The sequence below is a fragment of the Actinoplanes sp. NPDC049668 genome (assembly GCF_044465445.1).
Taxonomy (GTDB): domain Bacteria; phylum Actinomycetota; class Actinomycetes; order Mycobacteriales; family Micromonosporaceae; genus Actinoplanes.
The window spans coordinates 1,033,261-1,050,276 of sequence record NZ_JBITLR010000002.1 but is presented as its reverse complement, the minus strand read 5'-3'; the positions used below and the strand labels follow the sequence as shown (position 1 = coordinate 1,050,276).

Annotated in this window: 14 protein-coding genes; 5 read left to right on the top strand and 9 right to left on the bottom strand. The window is 69.9% G+C overall.

Annotated elements, in window-relative coordinates; all coding sequences use genetic code 11:
* Window positions 1-19: 19 nt before the first annotated feature.
* Window positions 20-1,801 carry an FAD-binding dehydrogenase gene (locus ACIBSW_RS11565; protein WP_354722261.1) on the bottom strand — a complete coding sequence of 594 codons (1,782 nt, stop codon included), beginning with the start codon at window positions 1,799-1,801 and terminating at the stop codon, window positions 20-22.
* Between the two features lie 144 nt (window positions 1,802-1,945).
* Entirely contained in the window at window positions 1,946-3,046 is a 1,101-nt protein-coding gene (locus tag ACIBSW_RS11560; RefSeq protein WP_354722262.1) for a LacI family DNA-binding transcriptional regulator, read from the bottom strand.
* A 310-nt stretch (window positions 3,047-3,356) separates the two neighbouring features.
* Between ACIBSW_RS11560 and ACIBSW_RS11555 the strand changes: the two genes are divergently transcribed.
* The 5 genes from ACIBSW_RS11555 (at window position 3,357) to ACIBSW_RS11535 (ending at window position 7,390) form a co-directional block, all read left to right on the top strand.
* Complete coding sequence (locus ACIBSW_RS11555) at window positions 3,357-4,661, top strand: extracellular solute-binding protein (RefSeq protein WP_354722263.1); 1,305 nt, start codon at window positions 3,357-3,359, stop codon at window positions 4,659-4,661.
* Window positions 4,662-4,737: 76 nt separating this feature from the next.
* Entirely contained in the window at window positions 4,738-5,757 is a 1,020-nt protein-coding gene (locus ACIBSW_RS11550; protein WP_354722264.1) for a sugar ABC transporter permease, read from the top strand.
* Window position 5,758: 1 nt separating this feature from the next.
* The gene (locus ACIBSW_RS11545; protein ID WP_354722265.1) at window positions 5,759-6,625 is read left to right on the top strand and encodes a sugar ABC transporter permease; all 867 of its coding nucleotides are present in this window, start codon (window positions 5,759-5,761) and stop codon (window positions 6,623-6,625) included.
* Between the two features lie 67 nt (window positions 6,626-6,692).
* Window positions 6,693-7,184, top strand: coding sequence for a DUF2975 domain-containing protein (locus tag ACIBSW_RS11540; protein ID WP_354722266.1), 492 nt, complete (start codon window positions 6,693-6,695; stop codon window positions 7,182-7,184).
* A complete protein-coding gene (locus tag ACIBSW_RS11535; RefSeq protein ID WP_354722267.1) occupies window positions 7,184-7,390 on the top strand; it encodes a helix-turn-helix transcriptional regulator in 207 nt (68 codons plus the stop codon). The genes ACIBSW_RS11540 and ACIBSW_RS11535 overlap by 1 nt, the downstream gene beginning before the upstream one ends.
* A gap of 27 nt (window positions 7,391-7,417) precedes the next feature.
* Here the strand turns inward: ACIBSW_RS11535 and ACIBSW_RS11530 are convergent, their stop codons facing one another.
* From ACIBSW_RS11530 to ACIBSW_RS11500, 7 genes are all read right to left on the bottom strand, one after another.
* Window positions 7,418-7,813, bottom strand: coding sequence for a DUF2750 domain-containing protein (locus ACIBSW_RS11530; RefSeq protein WP_354722268.1), 396 nt, complete (start codon window positions 7,811-7,813; stop codon window positions 7,418-7,420).
* 72 nt (window positions 7,814-7,885) lie between these two features.
* Complete coding sequence (locus ACIBSW_RS11525; protein ID WP_354722269.1) at window positions 7,886-9,382, bottom strand: sensor domain-containing diguanylate cyclase; 1,497 nt, start codon at window positions 9,380-9,382, stop codon at window positions 7,886-7,888.
* A gap of 105 nt (window positions 9,383-9,487) precedes the next feature.
* Entirely contained in the window at window positions 9,488-10,810 is a 1,323-nt protein-coding gene (locus ACIBSW_RS11520; RefSeq protein WP_354722270.1) for a nucleoside permease, read from the bottom strand.
* Between the two features lie 46 nt (window positions 10,811-10,856).
* Complete coding sequence (locus ACIBSW_RS11515) at window positions 10,857-11,936, bottom strand: Gfo/Idh/MocA family oxidoreductase (RefSeq protein WP_354722271.1); 1,080 nt, start codon at window positions 11,934-11,936, stop codon at window positions 10,857-10,859.
* Window positions 11,937-11,997: 61 nt separating this feature from the next.
* The gene (locus ACIBSW_RS11510) at window positions 11,998-14,112 is read right to left on the bottom strand and encodes a PQQ-dependent sugar dehydrogenase (RefSeq protein ID WP_354722272.1); all 2,115 of its coding nucleotides are present in this window, start codon (window positions 14,110-14,112) and stop codon (window positions 11,998-12,000) included.
* 10 nt (window positions 14,113-14,122) lie between these two features.
* Window positions 14,123-15,079: a sugar phosphate isomerase/epimerase gene (locus tag ACIBSW_RS11505; RefSeq protein WP_354722273.1), complete on the bottom strand. Its 957-nt coding sequence runs from the start codon at window positions 15,077-15,079 to the stop codon at window positions 14,123-14,125.
* A 320-nt stretch (window positions 15,080-15,399) separates the two neighbouring features.
* Entirely contained in the window at window positions 15,400-17,004 is a 1,605-nt protein-coding gene (locus tag ACIBSW_RS11500) for a methyl-accepting chemotaxis protein (RefSeq protein WP_354722274.1), read from the bottom strand.
* Between the last annotated feature and the right edge of the window lie 12 nt (window positions 17,005-17,016).

Sequence of the window (17,016 nt, the reverse complement as noted above, 5' to 3'; positions counted from 1 at the left end):
CAACCAGGAGAAACACGCCTCAGGACGCGGTGGCCGCCGCGGCGGCGCGGCCGGCCGCGCGGCCGGTGAAGAGGCAGCCACCCAGGAACGTGCCCTCCAGGGAGCGGTAGCCGTGCACGCCACCGCCGCCGAAGCCGGACGCCTCGCCGGCCGCGTACAGGCCCGGTATCGGGGTTCCGGACGAGTTGAGGACCTGGCCCTGCAGGTTGGTCTGCAGGCCGCCGAGCGTCTTGCGGGTGAGCACGTTCAGCCGCACGGCGACCAGCGGCCCGGCGTCGGGGTCGAGGATCCGGTGCGCGGAGGCGGTCCGGCTCAGCGAGTCGCCCGGGTAGGAGAGCGCGTTGCGGATGCCCATCACCTGGGCGTCCTTGCTGTACGTGTTGTCGATCTCCCGGTCCCGGGCGTCGATCTGTCGCTTCAGGTGTGCCGGATCGATCAGGTTGGTTCCGGTCAGTCGGTTCATCCCGGCGACCAGTTCGGGCAGCGTGTCGGCCTTCACGAAGTCCTCGCCGTACCGCTGGAACTTCTGGATCGGTTCCGGGGTCTGCCAGATCCGGCTGAGCAGCAGCCAGATGTTCTTGTTCGTCAGGTCCGGGTTCTGCTCGGAACCGGAGAGCGCGAACTCCTTGTCGACGATCTTCTGGGTGCCGACGAACCAGGAGTAGTCGTAGCCGGAGGCAGCGATCGTGCCGAGCGTGTGCAGGGTGTCGTAGCCGGGCCAGTCGGGTGCGCTGAAGCGTCTGCCGGTGGCGTCGAACCACATCGACGACGGGCCGGGCAGGATCCGGATGCCGTGGCCGGGCCAGATCGGGTCCCAGTTGCGCAGGCCCTCGGTGTAGTGCCACATCCGGTCCGGATTCACGATCCGCCCGCCGGCCCGCTCGGTGATCGCGAGCATCCGCCCGTCGACATGTGCCGGGACGCCGGTGATCATGCGGCTCGGCGCCTTGCCGAGCCGGGCCGGCCAGTTCTGCCTGATCAGGTCGTGGTTCGCGCCGATGCCACCCGAGGTGACGATCACGATCGGCGCCCTCAGTTCGAATTCGCCGATCACCGTACGCGAGCTCGGCCTGCCCCGGGCGACGCTGCTCGGCTCGAGGATCGCGCCGCGCACGCCCGTGACGGCCCCGTTGGTCCGGACGATCTCGTCGACCCGGTGCCGGAACTTGAAGACCACCTTGCCCGCCGCGACGCCAGCGCGCACCAGCTTCTCGAAGGGTTCGACAACGGCGGGACCGGTGCCCCAGGTGACGTGGAAGCGGGGCACCGAGTTGCCGTGCCCGTCGGCCAGGCCGCCGCCGCGCTCGGCCCACCCGACCATCGGGAACCACTGCATGCCGAGCCCGGCGAGCCAGGCGCGCTTCTCACCGGCCGCGAAGTTGACGTACGCCTGCGCCCACTTGTACGCCCAGTAGTCCTGGCCGGCGGGGTCGTCGACGCCGCGGTCGAAGCCGGCCGTGCCCCGCCAGTCCTGCCAGGCGAGGTCGTAGGAGTCCTTGACGCCCATCAGCCGCTGCTCGTCGGAGTTGACGAAGAACAGGCCGCCGAACGACCAGTACGCCTGCCCGCCGAGGCTGGCCTGCGGTTCCTGGTCGACCAGCAGCACCTTGCGCCCCGCGGCCACCAGTTCGGCGGTGGCGGCCAGGCCGGCGAGGCCGTGACCGACCACGATCGCGTCCGCGTCCGCCGCGGCGGCCGCGCCGAACGCCGGCAGCCCCGCCGTCTGCGCGATCGCCGTGCCGGCCACGATGCCACCGGCCGCGCCCAAGGCCCGACGGCGACTGATCTGGGGAGATGTCATCCGCTCCACACGCCCTCCCGACAAACGCGAGCTGTACTCGGGTTTATCTTGAGATCGAAGCAGAGCGATGAATCGCGCCGATAGTCGCCGGGCCCCAACGCGCCGGGGCCGGCTTGTCGACGGTGTACAAACCCGGGGAGTCGATCAGGTCCGGGCGGGAACCGGCTGATACCGGCCGTCCGGTGTGGCCGGCTCCGCCGGCGGCTTGCTCGACTCGCGGGTGATCAGGACGGTCTGCAGGACCTGGTGCTGGTGCTGGTCCTCGCCGCGGATCGCGGAGATGAGGAAGTCGCCGGCGATGCGTCCCTTGGCGACGATGGGCTGGCGCACGGTGGTCAGCCGGGGCCGCGTCCACTGCGCCTCCGGCAGGTCGTCGAACCCGGTGACGGAGACGTCGCCGGGCACGTCCAGGCCCAGATCGTGCAGGGCGTCGATCGCGCCGAACGCCATCAGGTCGGCCAGCACCACGAGCGCGGTCGGCCGCGGGCGGGCGGCCATGATGGCCTGGGTCGCGCGGTAGCCGTCCATCCGGGTGCAGGGCACCTCGGCGACCGTGATGTCACCCCGGCTCAGGCCGACGGCGGTCAGCGCGTCCTCGATGCCGGCGATCCGGCGTACGAGGGGGTCGCGGTAGGTCGGCGCCGGCCGGTCGGCGCGCGGCTCGACGCTGAGCACCGCGATCCGGCGGTGGCCGAGCTCCAGCAGGTGCTGCGCCACGTCGCGCGCGCCCTCGCGGTCGTCGATGTCGACGCTGGGCGCGCCCTCGGGTGCGCCGCTGTCGACCAGCACGTAGGGCAGCGCCCGGCGGGTCAGCTCGGCGATCTCCCCGCGGTCGGTGTCGAGGCCGCAGACGACGAAGCCGTCGACCGCGGCGTGCCGGACGGCCTTGACCAGCGAGTCGCCCACCGGGGGAATGAGCTGCAGCGACATGCCCTCGCGGGTGCACACCTGCCCCAGGCCCATGAGGAACCGGGCGTAGTACGGGTTCTCCATGACCTTGGGGATGTCGTGGGGCAGCAGGACGCCGAGGCTCTGGGTGCGGCCGTTGCGCAGCGTCCGGCCGGACGGCGGCGGGGTGTACTCCAGCTCCCGGGCGGCGGCCAGGATCCGCTCGCGGGTCGCGGTGGACACCCGGGTCGGGTCGTTGAACGCGAAGGAGACGGCCGAGCGGGATACGCCGGCGGCCGCCGCGACGTCCCGCGAGGTGGGGCGGCGCCGGGCGGCGGGTGCGTCTTTTGCTGTCATCGCGTCCTCTTGGCCGGAATTCGGGCCATGCTATCAGCCGCCCTGTTGTGCGTTTAGTAAATGGTTACGTCATTTATGTCCGGTTTGGCCCGGCCGAAGGGCTACGTTTCAACGCGCCGAAGAGTCGATCACGGGCCGGAGTCGGCGGTGGGAAGATCTCGTTTCTAAACAGTTACCTAACACGTGTTACTGACGTGTTAGCGTGGCGCCGGCCACAGCCGCCAAGCCCCTTGCATCACGGCGGCGATCCCACCCCGTACGTCGTGGCGCCGTTCAGCGGCCCGCGACGCGAGAACTGACAGGAGCCCCGATGCGCATTCGTAGCGTCGGTATGATCGCCACCGCCCTGGCCGTGGCGCTCACTGCCGCGGCTTGCGGCGGTAACGACAAGAGCAGCAGCGGCGACACCAAGACCGCGGCCGACCCCGCGTCGCTCAGCGCGCAGCTGACCTGGTGGGACACCTCGGACCCGAAGAACGAGGGCCCGGCGTTCCAGGAGCTGATCAAGAAGTTCAACGTGACCTACCCGAACGTCAAGATCGACTACCAGTCGGTGCCGTTCGCGGACGCGCAGAACAAGTTCAAGACCGCCGCGGCCGCCAAGTCGGGCGCCCCGGACATCCTGCGCGCCGAGGTCGCCTGGGTGCCGGAGCTCGCCTCGCTGGGCTACCTCTACAACCTCGACGGCTCCGAGCTGCTCAAGGACGAGAGTGACTTCCTGCCGACCCCGGTCTCGTCGAACAAGTTCGGCGGCAAGACCTACGGCGTCCCGCAGGTCACCGACTCGCTCGCGCTGATGTACAACAAGAAGATGTTCGAGGCCGCGGGCATCACCGCCGCCCCGAAGACCTGGGCCGAGGTCAAGACCGCGGCCGCCGCGATCAAGTCCAAGACCGGCAAGCAGGGCCTGTACATCAACTCCGGTGGCTACTTCATGCTGCCGTTCATCTACGGCGAGGGTGGCGACGTCGTCGACGCGGCCGCCAAGAAGATCACCGTGAACAGCCCGCAGGCCGTCGCCGGCGTCAAGATCGCTCAGGACCTGGTCAAGGACGGCAGCGCCGTCAAGCCCCCGGCCAACGACGCCTACGGCAACATGATGACCCTGTTCAAGGAGCAGAAGGTCGCCATGATCATCAACGGCCCGTGGGAGGTCAACAACGTCAAGGGCGCCCCGTCCTTCGGCGGCCTCGAGAACCTCGGCGTCGCGCCGGTTCCCGCCGGCAGCGTCAAGGCCGGTGGCCCGGTCGGTGGCCACAACTACACGATCTGGTCCGGCATGCCGCAGGAGAAGGTCGCCGCCGCGGTCGCCTTCATCAAGTTCATGGCGTCGGCCGAGTCGCAGGCGTTCCTCGCCGAGAAGGTCGGCCTGCTGCCGACCCGCACCTCGGCGTACGACCTGCCGGCTGTGAAGAGCAACGCCACCGTCGCCGCGTTCAAGCCGGTCCTCGAGGCCGCTGTCGCCCGTCCGTGGATCCCCGAGGGCGGTCAGTTCTTCGGCCCGATGGACAAGATGGCCGTCGAGACGCTGGTGCAGGGCAAGGACGCGCAGGCCTCGCTCGACTCGGTCGCCAAGACCTACAAGTCCGAGGTCGTCAAGGACTACAGCAACTGATCGATGGATCGTCTGGCCGCCGGCCCTCGGGTCGGCGGCCAGCCGCGTTTGAGCCTCCCCCGGAACTGGAGCAGCGATGAGTACCGCAACGGTCGAACGCCGCACCCCGACCCCCGCCCCGGGCCCCGAGCAGGCCCCGCCGGGTTGGCTGCGGCGCAGCTGGGACAAGTACTGGTACGCGTGGGCGATGGTCGCGCCCGTGGTGATAGTGCTCGGCGTCCTGGTCTTCTACCCCCTCGCCCGGGGGATCTACCTCTCCTTCACCGACCTCACCGAGGCCAACCAGCAGCAGGAGATCTGCACCCCGTCGATCACCGGGGAGCTGAGCTGCCAGGCCAACCCGAACGGCTGGGAGTTCGTCGGCCTCGACAACTACATCCAGGTGCTCAGCGGACGGGTCGGCCAGTTCTGGCCCCAGTTCGGGACCACCATCATCTGGACCGTCGCCTGCGTGGTCTTCACCTACGGCGTCGGCCTGGGCCTGGCGGTGCTGCTCAACCGCCCGATCCGCGGGCGCGGCATCTACCGAGTGCTGCTGATCCTGCCCTGGGCGGTGCCCGGCTTCGTCAGCGCGTTCTCCTGGCGGTTCATGTTCAACCAGGACTTCGGGGTGGTCAACGGCCTGCTCAAGGCCGTCGGCATGGAGCCGGTCGCCTGGTTCGACAACCAGTGGACCTCGCTGTTCACCGCGATCGTCACCAACATCTGGCTCGGCGTCCCGTTCATGGTCGTGTCGCTGCTCGGCGGCCTCACGGCGATCCCCGCCGAGCTGTACGAGGCGGCCACCATCGACGGCGCGACGCCCTGGCAGCGCTTCAAGAACGTCACCCTGCCCGGGCTGCGCCCGGTCAGCATGACCGTGCTGCTGCTCGGCACGATCTGGACGTTCAACATGTTCCCGGTGATCTTCCTGGTCACCCGCGGCCAGCCGGCCGGTCAGACGGAGATCCTGGTGACCGGCGCCTACCGGGCCGCCTTCGAGGGCATCCGCAACTACTCCCTCGCCTCGACCTACGGCGTACTGATCCTGTCCATCCTGCTCGTGTTCTCGGTGTTCTACCGGCGGGCGCTGCGCAAGCAAGGCGAGGTGTGGTGACATGACCGCTCAGGCAGGAACGGCCAAGCGCCGGCCGAGGAACCGCCGCTCACCGCTGGCGTCCATCGCGATTCACGCCACCCTGATCGTCGCCGTGCTGATCGCGATCTTCCCGATCGCGTGGGTGGTGCTGTCGTCGCTCAAGCCGGGTGTGTGGGTGCAGAGCAGCGAGCTCAGCCTCATCAAGGAACCCACCCTCGACAACTACAAGTACGTGCTCACCGAGACGCTGTTCCCCCGGTGGGCGCTCAACTCGCTGATCGTCGCGGTCGCCACCACCGCGATCGGCGTGCTGATGTCGGCCACCACCGGGTACGCGCTGTCCCGGTTCAACTTCCCGGGCCGCCGCCAGCTGCTGCTGGTCTTCCTGGTGACCCAGATGTTCCCGGTCTCCATCCTGATCGTGCCGATCTACGTGATCATGGCGAACCTCGGCCTGATCAACACGCACGGTTCGCTGATCATCGCGTACCTCACGATCGCCGTGCCGTTCTGCTCGTGGATGCTCAAGGGGTACTTCGACTCGATCTCCAGGGAGCTGGACGAGGCGGCGCACATCGACGGGTGCGGGCCGTTCGCCACGTTCTGGCGGATCATCCTGCCGCTGGCCCGGCCCGGCATCGCCGTCACCGCGTTCTTCACGTTCCTCACCGCGTGGGGCGAGGTCGCGTACGCCACGGCGTTCATCCAGGAGGAGAGCAAGTTCACCCTCGGGTACGGCCTGCAGCAGTTCGTGCCGGCGTTCAACCCGCAGTGGGAGTACCTGACCGCCTCGGCGGTGCTCATCACCGTACCGGCGGGGATCGTGTTCTTCTTCGCCCAGCGCCACCTCGTGTCCGGCCTGACCGCCGGAGCGGTCAAGGGCTGACCGCGCGGCTTGCCGAACCTATCGTTTTACGATAGATTTCCATCGTCAAACGATGGAAGGATGGGTCGTGGGGAAGCTGACAGTGCTTGCGCTGCGCGCAGTGCTCGTGGTGGTGCTCGCCGGCACGGTGTTGATACAGGCGGCGATGGTGTGGGTGCTGATCAGCGGGAGCGACCCGGAGGACGGTTCGCTCCCGCTGACGGCGCTGCGGGTGATCACGATCCTGGGCCTGGCGACGGTGCAGGTGTCCCTGGTCTGCGTCTGGCGGCTGGTCACGATGGTGCGCCGCGGAACCGTGTTCTCGCCGGCCGCCTTCCGGTGGGTGAACATCCTGATCGGCGCGATCGTGGCGGCCGCGCTCGTGTGGTTCGCGGTCACGATCGTCAACGCGCCCGATCAGCGGGACGACCCGGGCGTCACCGTCATCATGGGCGGGATCGGCCTGGGCATCCTCGGGGTCGCGCTCATCGTGCACGTGCTGCGGATGCTGCTCGCCCAGGCCGTCGCGCGCGACGTCGAGGCGACGCGGATGCAGGCCGAGCTGAACGAGGTGATCTGATGCCGATCACCGTCGACATCGACGTGTGGCTGGCCCGGCGGAAGATGTCCGTCGGCGAGCTCTCCGAGCGGGTCGGGATCACGCCCGCCAACCTGGCGGTGCTCAAGAACGGCCGCGCCAAGGCGGTGCGCTTCGCGACGCTCGCCGCGCTCTGCGAGGCGCTCGAGTGCCAGCCCGGCGACCTGCTGCGCTGGGAAGCCGAGTAGGCCGCGGATCGGCGTGGCGCCGGCGCCTCAGTTCAGGCGGAGCGCGACCGTCATCCTGGAGCGGAACTCGGCGAGCGTGAGGACCGCCGCGTTCCGCTCCTCGACCGGGAAGACCGCGATGTCGGCGTCGTCCTCCCGCAACTGGGGGAGCCAGTCCTTCAGGAACACATCCGCCGGGATCCTGATGGCGTGCTCGCCGTCGACGTCACCCTCGTTCTCCAGCCGGGCCACCGTCGCATGGGGCCAGATCGGCAGCAGGGTCCGGCGCCTCGCGTCCTCGGTGAACAGGATCTCGTCCTCGTCGCCCCAGACCCACAGCGCGCCCTTGTCGGCGATGACCTCGAACGTCCGGGTCACCCGGGCCGCCTCGTCCAGCCGGCGAAGTTGCTCCGCTTCACCGCGCGAGATGTCGTCCCGTGCCACTTGACCTCCGGCTGTCCGATCGCCTGCCTGTTACGGCGATCGTATCGGCAGGACCGCGTGGCCGGGCCGCGGCTACGGTGCGGTGGCGTGCTTGACCGCGTACATCGCCTTGTCGGCGTGGTCCAGGATGTCGTCGACGCTGAACGTCGTGCCGGGCTCGCAGGTGACGACGCCGACGCTGCCGCTGACATGCACGGCGTCGAACCGCGCGACCGCGGCGCGGCGCACCCGCTGGGACCAACCCCGCACGTCGGCGTCGGGCGGCAGGATCGTGGCGACGATGAACTCGTCGCCGCCGAGGCGCCCGTGCAGGTCGCCGGCGCGCCCCGTGCGCACCAGCGACGCCGCGATCCGGCGCAGGACCTCGTCGCCGGTGCTGTGCCCGTACGTGTCGTTGACGGCCTTGAATTTGTTCAGGTCGACGAAGGCGACCGCGAGCCGGCCGCCGCCGTCGGCGATCCGCTCGCCCGCGGCCCGCAGCCAGCGGTGGATGCCGGCCCGGTTCGCCAGCCCGGTCAGCGGGTCGCGCTCGGCGCTGTCGCGCAGCGCGCCGAGGCGCTCCTCGAGGACCGTGGCGCGGGTGGCGGCGACGCTGTGCGCGGTCTCGCGGGCCAGCTGCGCGGCGAGCAGCTGCGCGAACGTGGCCATGACCGCCAGGTCGCGCTCGTCGATGACCATGCCGGTGCTGCTGGCGCCGCACAGCGTGCCGACGATCTCGTCGTGCGCGTCGCGCACCGGCACGCTGGCGTAGGTCGCGATGCCGAGGCCCAGCGCGACGTGCGCGTCGGGCCACACCGCGGAGATGTCCGCGACGTAGTAGCGGTCCTCGTCGATGGAGCGGCGGCACAGCGAGTCCTGCCAGGCCACCGTCACGCCCTCCGGGATGTGCAGGCTGCCGGTGTTGTGCGTGTACGCCAGGACCAGGCCGTCGGAGACCGGGTCGAGCAGCGTCAGGTACGTCGACTCCAGGCCGGTGACCTCGTGCAGCAGCTGCAGCAGGGGCCGGGTCAGCGTCTGCAGGTCGTGGCCGCCGGCGACGGCCTGCGCCAGGCGGCGCAGCCCGGGACCGGCCGGTGCGACGTCGTCGCCGTCGAGGACCTCGCCGATGTAGGCCGCGGCCGCGCGCAGCGTTGCCTCGTCGCGCGGGTTCAGCGTGTCCGCCGATTCCGTACCCGCGCAGCACACCGCGCCGCGTACCTGCCCACCGACCCGCAGCGGGACACCGGCGTACGCGGCGACGCCGTACGCGACGGCGTGCGGATGCCCGGCCAGCACCGGGTGGGTGCCGGCGTCGCCGATCACGGGTGGTAGGTCCCCGGACGCGACCAGGTGGCAGAGCGTTTCCTCGAGCGGATGCGCGGTGCCGACGGGCAGTTCCGGTCCGCCCGGCACGTGCACGCTGTGCGTGACCACCCGCGTGCCGTCGCGGAACTCGCTGACGTAGGCGAGCTGCAGGCCGAGCTGCTCGACGAGCATCCGCAGCGCCCGCTCGATGCGCTGCCCGGCGGTGCCACCGCCGGCGCGCAGCACCTCGACGAGGGCGCCATCACCGGCCGACTGGCTCTGCATGCCACCCCGTGTCGGCCGCCGCCGGCCGAACCTTAGGCCGCTAACCCGACTGCTACCGAAGCCGGGCGGCCCGCCGGTGACCGGCGGGCCGCTGGGCCGTCGCGGTCAAGGGTTGCGATGGCGCGGCAGGCCCTCCGGCGGGACCGTCGTTCCAGGCGCCTCCAGCGTCGTCCTCGACGCGTCGAGCATCGTCGCGTGCCCCACCGTGCCGCGGTCCTTGAACAGGAGCAGGAACAGCACCAGCACGACGCCCGCGATGACGGCCGGGATGATCCAGATCTGGGTCCAGTCGTGACCGTCGGCGGTTGCGAAGCTGTCGACGATGGGGCCCGCCGCGAGCGAACCGATCAGGATGCCGACGCCGTACGTCGCCAGGGTGATCATTCCCTGGGCCGCGCTGCGGAACCGTTCGCCCGCGAACTTGTCGGTGTAGATCTGCCCAGCGACGAAGAAGAAGTCGTAGCAGATTCCGTGCAGGAGGATGCCGAGCAGGAGCATCCAGTACATGCCTCCGGCATCGCCGTAGGCGAAGAAGACATAGCGCAACGCCCAGGCCGCCATGCCGATCGCCAGCGTGATCTTCACGCCGAGGCGTATCAGCAGGAACGGCATGAGCAGCAGGAACAGCACCTCGGACGCCTGTCCCAGCGACTGCACCGCCGCCGCCGAGCGCACGCCGGCCTCGTTGAGGAAGAGGTTGGTGAAGTTGTAGTAGAAGGCGAGAGGGATGCAGATCGCGATGGAGGAGAGGAAGAACACCAGGTAGGAGCGGTTCTTCAGGAGGGCGAGCGCGTCGAGTCCGAGAATGTCGCGGATCGTCGACTTGCCACCGCTACGGACCGGCGGCGTCGCGGGAAGCACGAAGCTGAACACGCCGAGGATCAGCGACGCGATGGCGGCCATCCGGAACGTCAGGGTGAGTGTTTCGTTCTGCTCCCAGGCCAGCCACCCGATGATGACTCCGGCGACGATCCATCCGATGGTGCCGAGCACCCGAACCGCCGGGAACTGCTTCTCCGGATTGGTCATCTGGCGGAACGACACCGAGTTCACCAGGGCCAGCGTCGGCATGTAAAGGATCATGTAGGCGAGGATGACCGGGAAGAACGCGCTGAAGGTGGAGAGCGTGGACGCCCAGAACAGCAGCCCGGCACCGGCGATGTGCAGGATGCCGAGGACCTTCTGCGCGGAGAAGAACTGATCGGCGATGAGCCCGATGAAGAACGGCGCAACGATGGCGCCGAGGGACTGGGTCAGATAGGCGAGGCTGATCTGGCTTCCGGAGGCCTCCAGGCTGGAGTCGAGGAACGTGCCCATGGTGACGAACCAGGCACCCCAGACGAAGAACTGGAGGAACATCATCGAGGACAGCTTCAGGCGCGTCACCATGTTCATCGCGCCCGGGGACTGACCGGTCGTGGCAGTCATGTGATGGTGCCTCCTATACAAGTGGATGTCCCCCGTGAGTGGCCTTTCAGGGCACGTCCACCCAGCCGCCGCTGCGGGCGGAGGTCAGAACGGCGTCGGTGACGACCGCGGCCCGCAGGCCGTCGTCGAATGTGGGTAGACCGTCCGGCGTGTCGCCCGCGGCGGCTGCGTAGACGTCCGCGATGAACGCGGTGAAGCAGTCGAGGTAGCCCTGCGGGTGGCCGACCGGGACGATGTTGTAGCGGACCGCATCGCCGGTCGAGGACTCGGCGCCGCGGTGGACCAGGACGTTCTGCTCCCGGCTTCCCAGCCATAGCGCGTCGGGGAGTTCCTGGTCGAACTGCACGGACGCCTTGGCGCCGTCGAGGGAGAACCACAACCGGTTCTTGCGTCCCGGTGAGATCTGGCTGACGACGAGCGAGCCGAGCGCGCCCTGATCGGTCTCGAACAGGATCGCCGCCGCGTCCTCGGTGCCCGGCCCGGATCGATGGCTTCCGCGCGGGATGGTCATCATCCGGGCGGCGAGGCGGGTGATGCGGTGCCCGGTGACGAATTCGACGACGTCGCACCAGTGCACGCCGACGTCGCCGAAGGCGCGGGAGCCGCCGCCGAGCGACGCGTCGACCCGCCAGTTGTGATCCTCAGGGCGCGACAGCCAGTCCTGCAGATACGAACCGTGTACCAGCCGCAGGGGTCCGGCGTCGCCGCGCCGCACACGTCCGCGGGCGTCACGCACCGTGGGGTAGAACCGGTACACAAACGGCACCGCCGTGACGGTGGAGGCCGCGGCCGCCAGGTCGGCGAGCCGGCGGGCACCGCCCAGATCGGTGGAGAGTGGCTTCTCGCAGACCACGTGCTTGCCCGCGGCCATGGCACGCTCGGCGAGCGGCGCGTGCAGGTGGTTCGGCGTGCAGATGTGTACGACGTCGACGTCGTCGGATTCGACCAGGTCCTCCGCCGACGCCGACGCCCGCTCCGCGAGCAGCCGGCTGGCCGCGGCCGTCGCCGACTCCACGTTGGAGCCCGCGACAGCGGCCAGGACGCCGCCTGCCGCCCGTACCGCCCGCGCGTGGACCTCGCCGATGAAGCCCGGGCCGATGATTCCGGATCGAGGGCGACCTGTCATCGGGCATCCCCTCTCAACAAGGGGCAGGACGCCGCCCGGTGGGGACGGCGCCCTGCTCGGCTCAGGGAACTGGCGTCAGCACGACCTCATCCGAGCCGCTGAGCGGCGGTAGCCCGCCCTCCGGCGCGTCTGTGTAGCTGGCGACGAAGACGCCGCGCAGGTTGCTCGCGCCGGCGTGCCCGGTGTCCACGAATGTCTGGATCGTGCCCGAGCAGCCCGCGGTGGAGGTGAGCGGATGCCCGTGCTCGTCGTGTCCGAGGATGTAGGCGACGTTGACGCGCGCGCAGTCGACCGGCGCGTCGTCCTCGACGGTGACCGTGAAGGTGACCACGTCACCGAATTGGAACGTGCCGCCCGCCGGCTCGGCGGTGAGCGTCACCACCGGGATCGTGTTGCCGACGACGATCTGCACCGATGCCCAGGCCCGGCGGCCGGTGGAGTCGGTGACGATGAGCGTCGCCTCGTAGACGCCGTTCTCGGTGTAGGTGAAGGACGGGTTCGGCGCCCGGGAGTCGATCCGCCCGTCGGCGTCGAAGTCCCACGCGTACCGCAGGGCGTCGCCGTCGGGGTCCGTCGTTCCCGCGCTGCTGAACTGCACGGTCAGCGGCGCCAGGCCGGCCGTGACGTCGGCCGCGACGACCGGCACCGGCGTCCGGTTGCCCCGGGTCCAGTCGATCCTGGCCAGCTGCGCCTCCGGGTTCTCGGAGAAGAACCCGTCGCCGTACTCCAGGATGTAGAGCGCTCCGTCCGGCCCGAACTCCATGTCCATCGGGTTGTCGGTCACGACGTCCGGCGCGACGTCCTCGATCGACGTCACCTGGCCGTGCGTCAGCGAGAACGCCTTGATGTAGTCGCGGGTCCACTCGTAGAACAGCGGTTTGCCCTCGAAGGTCCGCGGCCACTTGGTCCGCGACCGGCTCTGCGGCGAGTAGTCGTACGCAGGCCCGGCCATCGGGCCGATGCCGCCGGTCTCCAGCTCGGGGAAGAGCGCGGATTCGTCGTAGGAGTAGTAGACCTCCGGCTGCTCCACCGGCGGCAGAACTCGGCGGCCGGTGTTGTACCGGGAGTCGTTCACCGGTGCGGCGCAGTTGAACGCCGGCCCCGCCGTCTGCGTGGCGAAGTCGTAGTCGCGGTAGGGCATGGTCGGGGTGACGCAGAACGGCCAGCCGTAGTTGGCCGGCTTGTCGATGACCATCCAGCGGCCGTGCCCGGCCGGCCCGCGCCCGGGATCCGGGTGGTCCGCGTCGGGCGAGTAGTCGGCCAGGTAGACCTTGTCGGTCTTCGGATCGACGTCGAACCGGAACGGGTTGCGCAGCCCCATCGCGTAGATCTCCGGCCGGGTCCGCGGCGTGCCCGGCGCGAACAGGTTGCCGCGCGGGATGGTGTACCCGCCGCCCGGCTTCACCTTGATCCGCAGCAACTTGCCGCGGAGATCGTTGGTGTTGCCGGCGCTACGGCGCGCGTCGAACGCGGGGTTGCGGCCCACACGGTCGTCCAGCGGCACGTAGCCGTCGGACTCGAACGGGTTGGTGTCGTCACCGGTCGACAGGTAGAGGTTGCCCTTGCTGTCGAAGGCGATCTGTCCGCCGACGTGGCAGCAGATGCCGCGGTCCACCGGTACGTCGATGATCTGCTGCTCGCTGGCCAGGTCGAGCGAGTTGCCGCGCAGCTTGAACCGGGACAGCCGGAGCGCGCCCTTGAACCGGTCCCAGTCGGCCTGGGTGCCGGTGGTCGGCGCGTCGCCCTCGTTCACGTCCGGCGTGGCCGGGTCGTCGACGGGTGTGGTGCCGGGCGGGGAGTAGTACAGATAGACCCAGTTGTTGCGCCTGAAGTCCGGGTCGATCGCGACGCCCTGCAGTCCTTCCTCGTCGTGCTGGTAGATCGGGACGTCGGCGGCGATGGGGTTCAGCCCGGTACGCGGGTCGTTGATCCGCACCTGGCCGGTGCGGGCGGTGTGCAGCACCCGCAGGTCGGGCAGCACGGCGAGGCTCATCGGTTCGCCGGGCCGGTCGTTGAGGGTGACCTTCTGGAACGCGGTCTGGTCGGTGGGCAGCGGGTCCGGCTCGTGGCCGGGGTGCGCGGCGGCGGGCAGCGACGTCAGGCCGGCGAGCCCGGCGAAGGTCGCGGTCAGCACCGCGATGGTGGTGCCTCTGCTCGGTGTTCTCCGGTTGGACATGGTCATCTCCTCAGAACCGGATATTCCGCAGGAACTGGTAACCGACGGCCGCGGTGTCCAGCGCGTCCTCGGGCTCGCGGTCGCCGGTGCCGGCGTCGTCGCGTTCGACGATGTACTCCCGGACCCCCGCCACATCGGACTGGGCGAAGATGCGGCGGAAGTCGATCAGACCGGTGCCCAGGTCGGCGAACCCGCTGTCGATGTTCATGTCCTTGCAGTGGAACTGGCGGATGCGGCCGCGGTGCGCCCGGATCACGTCGACCGGGTCGGCGGTACCCCGCCACGACCAGTACAGATCGAGCTCGAGGTGCACCAGGCGCGGGTCGGTGACCGAGGTCAGAACGTCGAACGGTACCCGGCCGGAGCCGTCGGACAGCGGCAGGAACTCGAAGTGATGGTTGTGGTAGCCGAAGTCGAACCCCGCCGCGCGGGCCATCGCCCCGGCCTTGTTGAGGTCCTGCGCGAAGGCCCGCCAGACGGCGACGTCGCGGATCGGGCCGTTCGCGCCGACACCGAAGAACGGGTGCACGACGTAGCGGCAGCCCAACGTGCGGGCGTCGGCGAGGGTCGCCCGCCAGGCGGCGGCGTCGAACGGCTGCGGGATGCCGAAGTGTCCCGAGGTGGCGCGGATCCCGTTCGCGTCCAGCAGCGCGCGGAAGGCCGCCGGCGTGAGGCCGGCCGTGCCGGCGGCCTCGACCCGGGTGTAGCCGATGCCGGCGAGCGCGGCGAGCGTGCCGGCCGGATCGGTCGAGAGCACGTCGCGCACGGTGTAGAGCTGGATGCTGATCCGGTCGACCGGGACCCGGCGGCCGCCGGCGGGTGCGGAGCCGTGTGCGAGCGCGGGCCCGGCGGGCGCGGCAACGGTGCCGGCGACGCCGACGGCCGCGGCCACCAGGGCGCCGGAGCGGAGGAATCCGCGACGGCCCAGCTCAACGGGGTTTTGGCTGTCGTCCTGAGCGGCGTACATGGGCGATCTCCTTCCCGGCCCGCGCAAGGGCGGACCGCGACGACGTCGGCGCTGCGGTCTGGAGGAGGCACTGAGATCGGCGGTAACGAATACGGCCGTGAAGGTGACGCTACTACCGCGGAATCGATTCAGCGCTCTGAGAGCGGGTGATCGATGGAGCCGCTCAGGACGGCGAACAGGGTTGATCTTTTCGTGACAGATGCTGACTTAAACACCGTGGATCAACGGTGGGCGGCGGTGAGCACCCATCGATCAGCGTAGAAGGGCATTCCCTCACGTATCGGGAATGTCAGCTAGCGGCCGCAGCCAGGTAGGGCGCATCAGGTGCGGAACTGGGCGACCTCGCCGCGCAGCCGGCCGGCCACCCGGGTGAGCTCCTCCGCGGTCTGGTGTGCCTGCTCGGAGCCGGCCGAGGTGGTCTGCGCGGCGAGGGCGACCCCGGTGATGTTCTCGGCGATCTGCGCCGATCCCGTCGCCACCTCGCCGACGCCGCGGCTCATCTCCTGCGTGGTGGCCGTCTGCTCCTCCACGGCCCCGGCGATGGTGATGGAATAGTCGTTGATCTTGTTGATGATGCCGTCCACCCGGGTGATCGCCGCCTCCGCGGCGGCAGTGTCCCGCTGGATGCTCTGTACCAGCTGCGCGATGTCGTCGGTCGCCTTCGCGGTCGCCTGCGCGAGATCCTTGACCTCGCCGGCCACCACGGCGAATCCCTTGCCGGACTCGCCGGCGCGGGCGGCCTCGATCGTGGCGTTGAGCGCCAGCAGGTTCGTCTGTTCCGCGATCGCGGTGATCAGTTTTACGACGTCGCCGATCTCGGCGCTGCTCGTGCCCAGCTGGGAGATCGCGCGCGACGCCTCGCGGGCGCCGTCGACTCCCGTGGTGGCGACCCGGGCGGCCTGCGCCGCGCTGCCCGAGATCTCCGCGATCGCGGCCGTCATCTCCTCGGTGCCCGCGGCCACGGTCTGCACGTTGCGGGACACCTCCTCGGACGCGGAGGCGACCTGATCGGACTGCGCGGAGGTCTCGGTGGCCGCCCCACCCAGATGCGCGGACACCGTGGCGAGCTGCTCGGCGGCGTTGGCCACCGTGACGGTGTCGGAACCGATCGCCGCGAACGAGGTGCGCAGCCGGTCCAGGGTGGTGTCGACCGCCCGGCCCAGCTCGGCCAGTTCATCGCGGCCGGCCAGTCCGACCCGGACCGTGAGGTCCTTGTCGGCGACCTGGCGCATCGCGGCGACCATGCGGCCCAGCGGCCGGGTGATCGTGCGGGTGACCAGCAATGCCAGCGCACCGGCCAGCAGCAGGCAGACCAGGCCCGCACCGACCATCAGAACGCGGGTGTCGGCGCTGATGCCGTCGAAGTCCGCCCGGGCCCGATCGGCCCTGCTGGTGGCCAGGTCCACCAGGGTGTCGGCGCCCTGCACGATCTTGGTCATCCATTCCAGCGACTCACCCGAGGCCAGTGCGTTGGCGGCGGCGATCGATGCGGGGGTGCCGGCCCGGTACCCGGCGATGATCTTCTGGTCGACCTTCAGGAACGCGCCGAACGACTCCTGCAAGTCCGCGACGGTCGAGCGTTCCCGCGCGGCGAGTGGATCGCCGGTCAGGGCGGACAGGTCAGTACGGAACGCCGCGGTCGACGCCAGGAACTCCTTGCGCTGGCCCACCTTGTCGTCGGTCGCGCCCGGCACCTCACGCAGGAAGTCGAACGCGTACCCGGTCTGCCAGCCGGCGAAGTCCGCGGTGCGGAACTTCGCGGTCTGGGCGTGTGAACGGATGCGGGCGGCCTCGGCCACGCGGTCGGAGGCCGCGTCCATCCGCGTCTGCCCCCAGAGGCCTGTCCCGATGCTCACCGCCAGCAGCAGTCCGACCAGCCCGAAAGCCGCTCCCAGCCGGGCACCCACCCGCAAGTTCCTGATCATGTCCACACCCCC